Source organism: Lysinibacillus sp. NPDC098008, assembly GCF_044760715.1.
In the GTDB taxonomy this organism is placed as follows: Bacteria; Bacillota; Bacilli; order Bacillales_A; family Planococcaceae; genus Lysinibacillus.
The window spans coordinates 20,482-33,819 of the sequence record NZ_JBIWBA010000031.1; the positions used below are offsets into that span (position 1 = coordinate 20,482).

General features: G+C 38.8%; 14 protein-coding genes. 7 read left to right on the top strand and 7 right to left on the bottom strand.

All coding sequences use genetic code 11. The features are described 5' to 3' along the window. The first annotated feature begins 162 nt into the window (after positions 1 to 162). Positions 163 to 1,254: a 3-phosphoserine/phosphohydroxythreonine transaminase gene (gene serC, locus ACIQVU_RS18475; protein ID WP_402896671.1), complete on the top strand. Its 1,092-nt coding sequence runs from the start codon at positions 163 to 165 to the stop codon at positions 1,252 to 1,254. A gap of 236 nt (positions 1,255 to 1,490) precedes the next feature. Further along, positions 1,491 to 1,832, top strand: coding sequence for a hypothetical protein (locus ACIQVU_RS18480; RefSeq protein WP_340806499.1), 342 nt, complete (start codon positions 1,491 to 1,493; stop codon positions 1,830 to 1,832). 141 nt (positions 1,833 to 1,973) lie between these two features. Here ACIQVU_RS18480 and ACIQVU_RS18485 read toward each other — a convergent pair whose 3' ends face one another. The 3 genes from ACIQVU_RS18485 to ACIQVU_RS18495 are packed head-to-tail and all read right to left on the bottom strand — an operon-like array spanning position 1,974 to position 4,008. Then, positions 1,974 to 2,387, bottom strand: coding sequence for a Fur family transcriptional regulator (locus ACIQVU_RS18485; protein ID WP_340806500.1), 414 nt, complete (start codon positions 2,385 to 2,387; stop codon positions 1,974 to 1,976). After that, positions 2,384 to 3,247 (bottom strand): metal ABC transporter permease, encoded by an 864-nt coding sequence (locus tag ACIQVU_RS18490; protein ID WP_340808590.1) that lies wholly within the window; start codon positions 3,245 to 3,247, stop codon positions 2,384 to 2,386. Before ACIQVU_RS18490 ends, ACIQVU_RS18485 begins: the two co-directional genes overlap by 4 nt. Positions 3,248 to 3,261: 14 nt before the next feature. Continuing rightward, entirely contained in the window at positions 3,262 to 4,008 is a 747-nt protein-coding gene (locus ACIQVU_RS18495; protein WP_340806501.1) for a metal ABC transporter ATP-binding protein, read from the bottom strand. Between the two features lie 129 nt (positions 4,009 to 4,137). On the opposite strand from ACIQVU_RS18495, the gene ACIQVU_RS18500 reads away from it, so the two are divergent. Next, entirely contained in the window at positions 4,138 to 4,374 is a 237-nt protein-coding gene (locus tag ACIQVU_RS18500) for an endonuclease IV (RefSeq protein WP_340806502.1), read from the top strand. Between the two features lie 40 nt (positions 4,375 to 4,414). On the opposite strand, the gene ACIQVU_RS18505 is transcribed toward ACIQVU_RS18500, so the two are convergent. Together ACIQVU_RS18505 and ACIQVU_RS18510 are read right to left on the bottom strand one after the other, a co-directional pair. Then, positions 4,415 to 5,308, bottom strand: a complete 894-nt coding sequence (locus tag ACIQVU_RS18505; RefSeq protein ID WP_340806505.1) for a deoxyribonuclease IV — start codon at positions 5,306 to 5,308, stop codon at positions 4,415 to 4,417. 12 nt (positions 5,309 to 5,320) lie between these two features. Continuing rightward, positions 5,321 to 6,622 carry a DEAD/DEAH box helicase gene (locus ACIQVU_RS18510; RefSeq protein WP_340806506.1) on the bottom strand — a complete coding sequence of 434 codons (1,302 nt, stop codon included), beginning with the start codon at positions 6,620 to 6,622 and terminating at the stop codon, positions 5,321 to 5,323. A gap of 278 nt (positions 6,623 to 6,900) precedes the next feature. Between ACIQVU_RS18510 and ACIQVU_RS18515 the strand changes: the two genes are divergently transcribed. The 3 genes from ACIQVU_RS18515 (at position 6,901) to ACIQVU_RS18525 (ending at position 9,692) form a co-directional block, all read left to right on the top strand. Next, positions 6,901 to 7,956 (top strand): 2,3-butanediol dehydrogenase, encoded by a 1,056-nt coding sequence (locus ACIQVU_RS18515; RefSeq protein WP_340806507.1) that lies wholly within the window; start codon positions 6,901 to 6,903, stop codon positions 7,954 to 7,956. Between the two features lie 196 nt (positions 7,957 to 8,152). Further along, entirely contained in the window at positions 8,153 to 8,650 is a 498-nt protein-coding gene (vrrA, locus tag ACIQVU_RS18520; RefSeq protein ID WP_340806508.1) for a VrrA/YqfQ family protein, read from the top strand. A gap of 73 nt (positions 8,651 to 8,723) precedes the next feature. After that, entirely contained in the window at positions 8,724 to 9,692 is a 969-nt protein-coding gene (locus tag ACIQVU_RS18525; RefSeq protein ID WP_340806510.1) for a 4-hydroxy-3-methylbut-2-enyl diphosphate reductase, read from the top strand. Between the two features lie 44 nt (positions 9,693 to 9,736). Here ACIQVU_RS18525 and ACIQVU_RS18530 read toward each other — a convergent pair whose 3' ends face one another. Both ACIQVU_RS18530 and ACIQVU_RS18535 read right to left on the bottom strand, forming a co-directional pair. Further along, positions 9,737 to 10,438 carry a response regulator gene (locus ACIQVU_RS18530; protein ID WP_340806511.1) on the bottom strand — a complete coding sequence of 234 codons (702 nt, stop codon included), beginning with the start codon at positions 10,436 to 10,438 and terminating at the stop codon, positions 9,737 to 9,739. A 19-nt stretch (positions 10,439 to 10,457) separates the two neighbouring features. Then, entirely contained in the window at positions 10,458 to 12,038 is a 1,581-nt protein-coding gene (locus ACIQVU_RS18535) for an ATP-binding protein (RefSeq protein WP_445299990.1), read from the bottom strand. 113 nt (positions 12,039 to 12,151) lie between these two features. Here ACIQVU_RS18535 and ACIQVU_RS18540 point away from each other — a divergent pair, with 113 nt between their 5' ends. Next, positions 12,152 to 13,207 carry a TRAP transporter substrate-binding protein gene (locus ACIQVU_RS18540; RefSeq protein WP_402896676.1) on the top strand — a complete coding sequence of 352 codons (1,056 nt, stop codon included), beginning with the start codon at positions 12,152 to 12,154 and terminating at the stop codon, positions 13,205 to 13,207. The last annotated feature ends 131 nt before the right edge of the window (positions 13,208 to 13,338 follow it).

Here is a 13,338-nt window from a genome sequence, read left to right on the forward strand (position 1 = left end):
TTTATTCGTGTTTAAATCATTATCCTGCTTAAAATATGTAGATTTTGTTGCGCGCCTGTCGATATTTTGCTCAAATATTAAGAATTTTATTTTTTCTTGTGAAAATTAAGGTATAATTCAGTAAAGTTCGTTATCTTACAACAAAATAAGGAGTGTATCACTTTGACAAAACGTGCATACAATTTTAATGCAGGTCCATCTGCACTACCACAAGAAGTATTAGAAAAAGCTCAGAAACAATTAGTAAACTTCCGTGATTCAGGTATGTCCATTATGGAAATGAGTCACCGTAGTGCTATTTTCGACATCGTACATAATGAAGCCATTGCTTTACTTAAGGAGCTTTATGCTATCCCTGAAAATTATGAGGTGCTATTCCTACAAGGCGGTGCAAGCCTTCAATTTACAATGGTTCCTATGAATTTTTTAACAACGGAGCAACAAGCTAGCTACGTATTAACAGGGTCATGGTCTGAAAAAGCCTTCAAGGAAGCAAAACTATTTGGTACACCTGTTGAAGCAGCAAGCACAAAAGACCAGCAATATCGCAGTATTCCTGCCTTAGAGGATATTCATTTTACTGAAGACGATGCTTATGTGCATATTACTTCAAATAATACAATCTACGGTACACAATGGAAGAAGTTCCCTGAAACAGGAAATGTACCATTAATCGCCGATATGTCTAGTGATATTTTGTCAAAGCCTATTGATATTGAAAAATTCGGCTTAATCTACGCAGGGGCACAAAAAAATCTTGGGCCTTCAGGTGTAACAGTCGTTATTATTCGCAAAGACCTACTTGAAAAAGCGCATAAAACGATTCCAACAATGCTAAAATACACAACGCATGCAGATAGTAATTCTCTTTATAATACACCTCCAACATTTGGTATCTATATGCTAGGAGAGGTCTTAAAATGGGTAGCCGCTAAAGGTGGCATTGCTGAAATTGAGAAGCATAATGAATTGAAGGCAAAAGTTATTTATGATGCCATTGATAATAGCAATGGTTTCTATAAAGGACATGCGACACCAGAAAGTCGCTCACTTATGAATATTACATTCCGCGTTGCAGATGAAGAACTTGAACAGCAATTCCTTACTGAGGCGAAAGCAGCGGGCTTTGTAGGGCTAAATGGGCATCGTTCTGTAGGTGGCTGCCGTGCTTCCACTTATAATGCCGTACCATTAGAGGCATGTGAAGCTTTACGAGATTTTATGGTAGATTTCCAACAAAAGCATCAAGCATAATGACAAACGACGATGAATTACGCTTCTGTAATGATTCGTCGTTTTTTTAGTTGGAAAACTATATGATTTATAGCAAATTTAACGCTTAGGGCTTTGCACAGCGCAAAAGATTTTGAGAAAAATATAGTTTTTTCAATTGCCTAGCGGACATATTACCAAGCTTTAGCGCTTCTCTAAACATAGATTATTACTGTAAGGGTTACTCTTACGAATCTAGTCGAAGGGAGGTCTTGAGAATGGAAGATAAACGTTATATGACACATATGAACTGGCAAGGCTGCAAATGCCCTAAAAAAGAGGAGCAACGCTGTCCACGCAAAGTTGAAAAATGCCCTTGTGAAAGTACACCAAAAATGAGCAGCAACTGTAGAGGCTGTATTTGTCAGCAATTAAGAAAATTAGAGCTTGCAACAGCAGTTGATATTTTCTTAGCTGGCGGTGTTAGCTTCTTAGGTGTAACATTCATTTCCTTTGACCCACGTACTTGCTGTGCATACTTCCTTGAAGCAGGCGCTGCAGCTACTTCTCCATTAATTGTGGACTGTAATAAAATTGTTGCACTTCGTAGAGCAGCTTAATCATAATAGTAGAGGGCGCTTCCTGCACGAAGCACCCTCTTTTTTAATGTTAACACGCTATCCGTCACTTCTTGTGTTCTATCCGTCACTTTTATAATGCTATCCACCACTTTTGGCGTTCTATCCGTCGCTTGCCTGATGCTATTGTTTACAATCCGGGCATTTCCCGTAGATTTCGAATTTATGGCTTTCAATTTCATAATCAGGTAGTTTTTCGCCCAGCATTTCCATTGGACAAAGATGCAGCTCTTTCACATTGCCACAATCCATACAAATAAAATGATGGTGATGATGAGGTGATTCACAGTGCATACGGAAATTACGCTCTCCTGATAGCTCTGTTTCCTCTAAAATTCCAAGCTTTACAAATGTAGCAAGGTTGCGATAAATCGTATCAAAGCTCATTCCTGGAAAATCTTTTTTCAAAACATCCAGTAAATCACGGGCTGTTAGATATTTATCGGTTGCTGCAAACATATCTAATATTAACTCCCGTTTATCTGTTTTTTTATAGCCATTTTCTTTTAAAATTTCCCACGCTCTTGAAACATTCATGGTGCTACCTCCTCCTGCTTCGCAGCCATTTTAAATGCTATTTTCTTTCCTAGAATTACTAATAGCAAGATCAAAATAGAAGTGACAACAATCGTACCCCCTGGTGCTAAATCCATATAAAATGCGCTCGTTAAGCCAATTAATACAGCCGCTTCCCCAAAAATAATCGCATAAATAATGGTTTGCTTAAAGCCCTTTGCTAATCGCATCGCAGCCGCCACAGGTAATGTCATTAGCGATGATACTAATAAAATACCTACGATACGCATACTTGCTGCAATCACAAGAGCTGTAATAATCATAAATAAAAGATGAATCGAGCGTGCAGGAAGACCGCTTGCTTTAGCATATTCCTCATCAAATGATAGCACAAATAGCTCTTTAAAAAATAAAGATAAAAAGATAATCACAATTGCAGCAATACCAATTACTACCCATAAATCCTGACGCGATACAGCGGATACCGAGCCAAATAAATAGCTCATTAAATCCGTGCTAAAGCCGCTTGCCAGTGAGATAAAGATGGCACTAATGCCAATTCCCCCCGACATAATAATTGGAATCGCCAGCTCCTCATAATGCTTATATAAACGTCTTAATCGTTCAATTAAAATCGAGCCACTCACAGAGGCTAGTATTCCTAAATAGATGGGGTTTAACATGGCTAGAGCTGTTACAGATTGACTGATATATAAGCTGCCCGCTATTCCCGCGAGCGTTACGTGTGATAGAGCATCTGCAATTAATGATAGCCTGCGCACAACAATAAACACGCCTAAAAGTGGTGCTAATACACCGATTAATAGCCCTGAGAAAAAGGCGTTTTGTAAAAATTCATAATGTAAAATTGCTTCAATCATTGTGCCTTCTCCTTCTAATGAATCTTTCTTACCGAATGACCGTACCATTTGTCCAGTGCATCCTGAGAAATATTATCAAATTCATTTTTATAGCCATGGAAGTGAATCGTTTGATTTAAGCATGCTACATGACTAATACGATTGGATACTGTGTCAACATCATGCGTCACAAGAATCATCGTAATTCCCTGTTCCCGATTTAATGTCGCCAGCATATCATAAAATGACTGCACATTCTCGTGGTCAATGCCAACAGTTGGTTCATCTAAAATAAGCAGTTTTGGATCGCTGACTAAAGCTCTTGCAATAAAAACACGTTGCTGTTGACCACCTGATAGTTCACCAATATTGCGATGCATAAAAGCATCCATACCAACTGCCTTTAAAGCTCTCTCTACTTGCTCTTTCGCATTGCGCCCGGGTCTTTTAAAAAGCCCTAATTTTTTGGTTAATCCGCTTTTCACAACCTCCTGCACGGTTGCTGGAAAGCCAGAGTTAAAGGCATTGGATTTTTGCGAAACATACCCAATCCATTCACGGTGCTTAAAGGTTGCACTTGGTTCACCAAAAAGTTGTATCTCACCTGATAGTGGCTTTAATAAACCTAAAATAATTTTTAATAATGTTGATTTACCTGAGCCATTGGGTCCAAGAAGGGCTAAAAAATCGCCCTCTTCTACACGAAAGGAAATGTTTTTTAAAACCTGTGTATAGTCATATTGGAATGACACATTTTGAATGTCGATAAGTGTTGATTTCATACATGATCGCTTCTTTCTAAGTCAAAATCATTACGATTTACAAAATTTAAGTATAAATGAAAGTGCAGTTTTTGTAAAGAAAAGAAGATAGGTGCTTTGCCCATCATTTTGCATAAAGGAGGATTGGCTTTGAGTATACAATTTTTACAGCAATTGCTTCAAAGCACTGATAAGGAAATTGTTGAAATTGCCCGACATGAAGGGTTTACTATTACAACTTCTGAAGTTAAAAAGCTTCGACCTTATTTGGAGCAATTCTCATTTTCTTGGCTTTTTTTAGGTGTGCCTAAAGATATTCTTGTAGAGGTTGAGGCAATTTTAGGAAGAAAGCGCTCTCGTCAACTTATCGCATTGTTTACAAAATAAAGACAGCCCGAAATCAGTACCATTGATTTCGGGCTTTTCCTTAACCTTTTAATGCTTCAATAAGCTCAGGCTTAAATGTACCGCTTCGCAGCATATCAATTTCAGCTTTATATGGAGCTACCTTAGATTTTGCATCACTATTTAGCGGGACAAATGGTGTTTCTAATATTTTCGGAATAGCCATTAGCTGTGGATGATGGACAACATAGTTTAATGCATCAAAGCCAATATGACCAAATCCAATATTTTCATGACGGTCTTTTCCTGCACCTTGCACATTTTTAGAATCATTAATATGCAGCACTTTAATGCGATCAACGCCGATTATTTTATCGAATTCATTTAGGACGCCATCAAAATCCTCTACAATATTATAGCCAGCATCATGTGTATGACAAGTATCAAAGCAGACGGAAAGACGCTCATTATGTGTCACACCATCAATAATTTGCGCCAGCTCTTCAAAGGAGCGTCCGCATTCTGTCCCCTTCCCTGCCATCGTTTCTAAGGCGATTTGAACGGGATAATCCTGCGCTAATACTTCGTTTAAGCCTTCGATAATTTTGGCAATCCCTGCATCCGCACCAGCGCCGACATGTGCACCAGGATGTAAGACAATTTGCGTTGCCTCTAATGCAGCTGTACGCTCAATTTCAGATTGTAAAAAATCTACACCAAGACGAAATGTTTCAGGCTTTGTCGTATTCGCAATATTAATAATATAGGGTGCGTGGACAACAATATTTGTCATACCATGCTCCTTCATATGAAGAAGCCCTTTTTCAATATTAAGATCAGCAATCGCCTTACGACGTGTATTTTGTGGTGCTCCCGTATAAATCATAAAGGTATTTGCGCCATACGATAGCGCCTCTTTACTAGAGCCAAGTAGCATCTCCTTGCCACTCATTGAAACATGTGAGCCAAGTAGCATATTAAAGCCTCCTTATTTTTTACCACGTGCTTTTAAGCGACGCTCACGCTTTTTAATTTTTTCCATTTCCCATTTCATATTACGTTTATAGCCTGGCTTTACTTTTTTAGGCTTACGTACTAATGCTTTCGCTTTTACATCAATTTCATTCTCATGCTTCACACGGTTTTTACGGGCATGACGATCCTTTAATTCCGACCATTCCCCATTTTTTACATCCTTTTGAACAAATGGAATCCCCATTTTTTCCACACGCGCTAATGCATCCTCATCCGATGGCTCAAACAATGTAATAGCTGTTCCTTTATTGCCTGCACGTGCTGTACGCCCAACACGGTGAATAAAGAATTCTAGGTCCTCTGGGATTTCATAGTTAATAACATGTGAAATTCCTTGAATATCAATACCACGTGCTGCTAAATCCGTTGCTACAATATATTGGTAGTCAAGATCACGTATTTGCTTCATCATCTTTTTACGGTCGCGCGGGCTTAAATCGCCATGGATTTGTCCGCAGCGAATCCCATGCTCGTTTAAGTAATTAGCAACATGCTCTGCCGTTTTACGCGTATTTGTAAAAATAACTGCTAGGAATGGGTTGATGCCTTCAATTACTTCCAATAAACGTTTATTGCGAGATTTAGAGCGTACTGGGACAAGCACAAAGTCGATGCCTTCTGCGACTGGTCGTTTATCATTCATATGAATATGAATAGGTGCTTCCATATATTTTTTTAGGAAGGGCTGTAGCTTTTCAGGAATGGTTGCTGAAAATACAAACATTTCAAGCTTCTCAGGCATTTGAGCAGCAAAGCCGTCAATATCTTCAATAAAGCCCATATCAAAGGCTAAATCAGCCTCATCCACCACTAAAATTGGCGCTGTATGCACAAATAATGCTTGTGCTGCCACAAGGTCACGAATACGGCCAGGTGTGCCAACAACAATTTGCGGCTGTGTTTTTAGCTTGTCAATGGAGCGTTGTTTATCTGTTCCTCCAATAAATAGCTTTGCCTGAATTGCTGTTCCTTCTATTAATTGCTGTAACGCATCAAAGATTTGCTGTGCAAGCTCACGTGTAGGAGAAGTAATCACAGCCTGTACTTCCTGCTTTTCTGCATCAATACGCTGCACAATCGGAATTAAAAAGCTATGCGTTTTCCCTGTTCCTGTATGTGCCTGTCCAATGGCACTTTTCCCTTTTAAGACAAGTGGAATAATCTCCTTTTGAATAGGTGTTGGTTCTGTAAAGCCAAGTTTTGCAATGGCGTCCTGTAAAAATGGCTGAAAATTATAATCGGTATATTTTGACATAATGCGTTCCTCCTAACATCTTTCTTATTGTATCATGATTCGCACTTGAAGGCGTATTGACGTCCTATTAGTAACAGCTTCCACATGTTTGCATCATTTTATTACCTTATCAAAGGTACTTGAAATACCAACAATATGCAATCAAAAAAAGCAATAGAGAAATGTTCAGAAATATTCGCAATATGTAATTTTCATGTCAATTTATAGTAAACTAATGATGAGTAACTTCCTTACATGTTATGATAGGAATGTATATTATTACAGGAGGTTGAGAACTTATGAAAGCAGCAAGATGGTATAAAGCACACGATATCCGCGTAGAAAACATTGAAGAACCAGTCATCGCACCTGAAAAAGTAAAAATTAAAGTACATTGGACTGGTATTTGTGGCAGTGATTTACATGAATATGCAGCTGGGCCAATCTTTATTCCAGTGGAGCAACCTCATTATGTAAGTAAAGATATTGCACCAATTGTCATGGGACATGAATTCTCAGGAGAAGTTGTTGAAATTGGCGATGGTGTCACATCTGTTCAAGTGGGCGATTCTGTTGTTGTTGAGCCTATCCTTGCATGTGGTGAATGTGCCGCTTGTAAAAAAGGAAAATACAATATTTGTAAACATTTAGGTTTCCACGGTCTATCTGGTGGTGGCGGAGGCTTCTCCGAATATACAATGGTCGATGAAAAAATGGTACACAAAATGCCAGAGGGTCTTTCCTATGAACAAGGGGCGCTTGTAGAACCAGCAGCCGTAGCATTGCATTCAGTACGTCAAAGTAAGCTAAAAGCTGGCGATAAAGCTGCTGTTTTTGGCACAGGTCCAATCGGGCTACTCGTAATTGAAGCATTACGTGCAGCAGGTGCAGCAGAAATTTATGCTGTAGAGCTTTCAGAAGAGCGTGCGGCAAAAGCTTTAGAGCTTGGTGCAACAGCCGTTATTAATCCTAAAGAAGAAGACGCCGTTGCGCGCTTACTTGAATTAACAAATGGTGGCGTAGATGTTGCCTTTGAAGTAACAGGTGTGCCAGTTGTCTTACAACAAGCCATCGATTCTACAACATTTGAGGGCGAAACAATTATCGTGTCTATTTGGGAATCTACAGCTGCTATTCAGCCAAACAATCTTGTCCTATCAGAGCGTTCTGTAAAAGGTATCATTGCTTACCGCGATATCTTCCCTGCAGTTATGGAGCTGATGACACAAGGCTATTTCCCTGCCGACAAGCTTGTGACAAAGCGTATTGCACTGGATGAAGTTGTGACAGAAGGCTTTGAAGCACTTATGAAGGAACGTAACCATATTAAAATTCTTGTAAACTCTCAAGCATAATCATAGATTGTAAAACGTCAAGAAGCTCATTCTTGGCGTTTTTTATTTGAAGTGTTCAAGCTTATACATAAAATCTCTTCAAAGCGCTCAATTCCTCAACTGATTAATCCTTTGTCGAACCCTCTCGTCAATCGCTGCATATCATAGCTATAATCAGGTATGTCATCAATGATAAAGAAGTAGAAAGGAGATCATTATGGTATTTCGACCACCTTATCCATACCCTATGTATCCCAGTGGCATGAGAATGCCTATGCCAACACCTCCACAGATGTCACCACAGTCCTTTTTCCCGCCTGGAGGCTTCCCTGCTCAACCACGAATTCCAGGCGGCTTTCCGATGGCAAATGGAATAGGTTCCTTTGGAGGACAAATGCCAATGCCACCTGTGCAGGAACCGTCTAAAATCGGTTCATTTCTACAGCAAGCCAACAGCTTATTTAATACGGCTAAAACCTATACGCCTTATATTCAGCAAGCAATGCCAATGGTGAAAAATATCCCGTCACTGCTAAAATTATATAAAGGCTTCCAAGGACTCCCCGCTGCCGGTGCTGGCGCAGCAGCTGCGGCTGAAGCGACGGGCAGTGCAAGAGCCTCTGGTGGAAGCAGACGATCTGCAAGGCAAAGTGAATCATTTACGCCGCCTGAACCACTACCATCTAAGCCAAGAATTTTCCAACCACCGATGTAAATGAACGTTTCTTTGTATTCGTAGTCCCTGTCCGTTATAATGTAGGTAGGTAAGCTTGAAAGGAGTCACAACCATGCAAGTATTAAAAATTAATCCACGTGGCTATTGCTACGGTGTTGTGGATGCGATGGTTATTGCACGAAACGCCGCACTCGATAAAACATTACCAAGACCTATCTACATTTTAGGGATGATTGTGCATAATAAACATGTCACAGATGCATTTGAAGAAGATGGTATTATCACATTAGATGGCGATAATCGTTTAGAAATTATTGAACAGGTTGAAACGGGTACTGTTATTTTTACAGCACATGGTGTTTCGCCTGAAATTCGTGAGATTGCAAAGCGCAAAGGCCTCGTGTCCATTGATGCTACATGCCCTGATGTAACAGTTACGCACGATTTAATTCGTGAAAAGTCTGCAGAAGGTTATGATATTATTTATATTGGTAAAAAAGGACATCCTGAACCAGAAGGTGCTATTGGTGTTGCACCCGACCATGTCCACTTAGTACAATCCTCTAACGATATTGATGCGCTAGAGCTAACCAATGATAAATTACTTGTCACAAACCAAACAACAATGAGTCAATGGGATGTTGCTCATTTAATGGATAGTTTAAAAGAAAAATTCCCACATATTGAAGTACACAAAGAAATTTGTTTAGCTACGCAAGTTCGTCAAGAAGCTGTTGCGAAACAAGCGGGCGAAGCGGATTTACTCATTGTTGTAGGTGACCCAAAATCAAATAACTCAAATCGTTTAACACAAGTTTCTGTTGAAATCGCTGGCACACCATCCTATCGTATTGCGGATGTTTCAGAGCTGAAAATAGAATGGTTAAAAGACATTAATACCGTTGCTGTCACTGCGGGTGCTTCAACACCAACACCGATTGTCAAAGAGGTAATTGCCTTCCTCGAACAATTTGATGAGCATGATGCATCGACACATACGATTAAACGTACAGTAACATTAGATAAAATTTTACCTAAAATTAAAACACCTGCACCTGTTGAGAAAATTATGCCTTACTAATAGCAAAAAAAATCCTGATTGCCCTACGACAATCAGGATTTTCTCTATTTACTAAAATAATAGTTAATAGGGCGACCAACGCCACCATAATGGACATCCATGGTAATAGAGCCCTGCTTTTCTAAGTAATCTAAATATCTTCTTGCGGTAACTCTGGCGATGCCAACACCCATTGCTACATCTTCTGCAGATGCGCCATCCACCGATTGTAAAAAATGGACAACCTTATCAAGCGTTGCACGATTAAAGCCCTTTGGTAGATTCTGTTCTGACTGTAATGTATTAGCCTGTATTACATGACCATGCCCGCCGCGATAATGGAATAGCTGGTCAAGCTCACCTTGTGTAAGAGCACGTTCTGTTTGTGTTTGTTTTTTAAAGCGCAAGTAATTTTCAAGTGTTCCTTGGACTCGTTCAAATGAAAACGGCTTCATAATATAATCGAAGACACCTAAATGTAGCACCTGCTTCACAGTTTCCATATCATTGGCGGCTGTCACGGTAATTACATCTACTGGTAAATCAAGCTCACGTATTTTCCGTAGGCTTGTAATACCGTCTTGCTCTGGCATAAAAATATCCATAAATACTAAGTCTGGCTGGAGCTGATGAATTTGTGTAATACCATCTAAGCCATTTGATGCCTGTCCAATTACTTGAAAATGCTCAACTTTTTCAATAAATTGACGATTGACCTCTCGCACCATTGGATCATCTTCAATTAATAATACGGTTATTTGTGCCATTGTCATCCCTCCATCCTACTTAACAATAATAAAAAGTGATTAAAAAGCTAGTTCCTTTATTTGGCTCACTCACAACTTCGATATCCCCTTGCCCTTTATGAATAATTTCTTTTATTAAATAAAGCCCTATCCCACGATAACTTTTCTCTTTTGTGGAATAGCCATTGTCAAAAATATGCTTCTTGATTTCATCTGTCATACCAACCCCATTATCTGATACAAGGATGGCTAGCACATCATCATCTTCATCAACTGATACATGAATTACTTTCTCCTCAACTTGTGCATCCTTTACTGCATCAAAGGCATTTTCAATTAAATTCCCAAATAGAATAACAAAATCATGATGATCTAAATTCGGCGGAAATGTTGTGAAGCGACTTTCACGGTCAATGTCCAAGCGAATACCTTGTTCTTTGGCATAGGAAATTTTACTAAGCAATAGCCCTGAAATATTTTCATTTTTAATACGTTCATTTAAAAAATTCGTAATTTCATCGTGCTCTTCCTTCACCTGTGTTAAGTAGGTCAATGCCTGTTCATAATGACCAAGCTGTAACAACCCAGCAATTGTATGCAGTTTATTTTTATGCTCATGTGTTTGTACACGTAACGCTTGGACAAATGCCTTGACACCTGTTAGTTCCTCCGCAAGCTTTTTCACCTCTGTACGATCTTTAAACATCGCAACGGCTCCAACTGTTTTGCCATTCACCTGTATAGGGATGCGATTGCTCATAATACTATGGTTATTAATATATAGCTCACGATTAAAGATTGGTTGATCAAGCTCTAAAATTTCAGGAAGCCGTGTATCTGGCAACACATGGAATATTTTTTGCCCAATCAATGTGGAAGGGCGTTCATGAACACCTAGTATATCGCATGCCTTTTCATTAAAAATAGTAATGGTCAGCTCATTATCAATGGCAATAATCCCTTCATGCATCGCATTAAAGGTTTCTGTTCGTTCTACATACATTTTGGCTATTTCATGAGGCTCTAACCCAAACATTTGCTTTTTTATATGTAGCCCTAATGTGTGTGCACCCCATGCACTAAAAAATAATGATAGTACAATCGTTATCATTAGCTCGATCTGCATTGATTGCAGTAATTCCACTACTGTTAGCACACTATAGCCTACAATGACAACGCCAATCTGTTGCCCCTCATTGCTCATAATAGGCACAAAGGCACGCATCATATTGCCATGCTCACCATGTGCAATGGATGTATAATAATGCTCTGTAAAAGCGGCATTGAGATCACTAGATTGTGAGATTTGTCCAATTTCCTGTGGATTTGGATGAGCATATTTGCGTCTTTGCATATCAAGCACAACGATATATTGTGCCTCATTTATATCACGAATTTCTTCTACAACTGGATGAATATGCGCTGTTGCCTCTTGAAAATTTGGCTGTGCAATATAATTTTTAATTTCAGGAAGCTGTGAAACCGTTTTAGCTACAAGTAATGCCTGGTCACGAAGGTCTGTCTTTTGTCCATTCATCACAAACCCTAATAAAAAAGTACCACCAATACTAAAGGAAAGCATAAGAATAAAAAATGTCAGAAACATAATTTTTCGTTCCATTGACAACCTTTGTAATTTCAAACAAATTCGCCTCCCTTCGACTATATTTTAGCTTACTTCGTATGTTAAAATAACAAAAACATCAGAAAATACAAATTAATTAGGTGCAATCAATGAAAAAATTTATTCTAGGAACTATTATCACTGTTTTATTGTTAATTACTGTGATTAGCGTGCAGCAAGGCTTACTACTAGCCAAACCCCTTCCTTATGATGATGAACAAACAGGATTAAGCACACAAATTACGATACATTTAAGTCATGTTGTAGCCGAAAATACACCAAAGGGACAGGCTGCTAATAAATTTGCTGAGTTAGTAGAGGAAAAGACAGCTGGTAAGGTCAAAGTACACGTTTATGCAAACGCCTCTTTATTTAATGATGAAAATGAATTTCGTGCTTTACAAAAAGGTGATGTCGAAATGATTGTCCCTACATTTTCGAAAATGACAACATATGTACCTAGCTGGCAGGTGCTTGATTTACCCTATCTCTTTCATACAGAGGAGCAAATACATGAGGTGCTAACAGGGACAATCGGTGAACAATTATTAGCAGAACTAGAACCGCTCCGTCTTCGTGTGAAAGGGCTTGGCTTTTGGTACAATGGCTTTAAACATTTAACCTCTGCCGACCAGCCCATTCATACCTTTGAAGATTTACAGGGCTTACGTATTCGCACAATGCCGAGTAGAACATTAGAAAAACAATTTGAAGCAGTGAACGCAAAACCAACATCGGTATCCTTTAGCGAGCTTTTTACAGATTTAGAAACACATACAATTGATGCACAGGAAAATACCGCCTCCAATATTTATTCTAAAGGCTTTTATAAAGTACAAAAGCATATGACCATTACCCAGCATGGCATTTTAGGCTATGCCGTTTTAATCAATGAAAGCTTTTGGAATTCATTACCTGAGAAAATCCAAAAACAAATAATCGCAGCTATGAAAGAAACAACAGAATGGCAATTTGAGCAAGCAAGATCAATGAATGATCAAGATATGCAAAAACTGATGCAACAGGATCATTTCAATGTTTATACAATGAGTAAGCAAGAAAGACTACGCTTTAAGGAACAGCTTACACCTGTATATGATTTTTATAAAACGCATATCCAAACAAATGATATTTTAACAGAGATTGAAAAAGTTGTGACACCCTAATAGTTTTGTTCATTTAGAAAAAGCCTTTACAAATAGGAGGGCACTGAAAAACTTACATTTTTTACGATGAATTAGTTTTTCAAACAAAAATAAGGCACTTTCCATTCGTTTTTGAATGGAAGGTGCCTTAT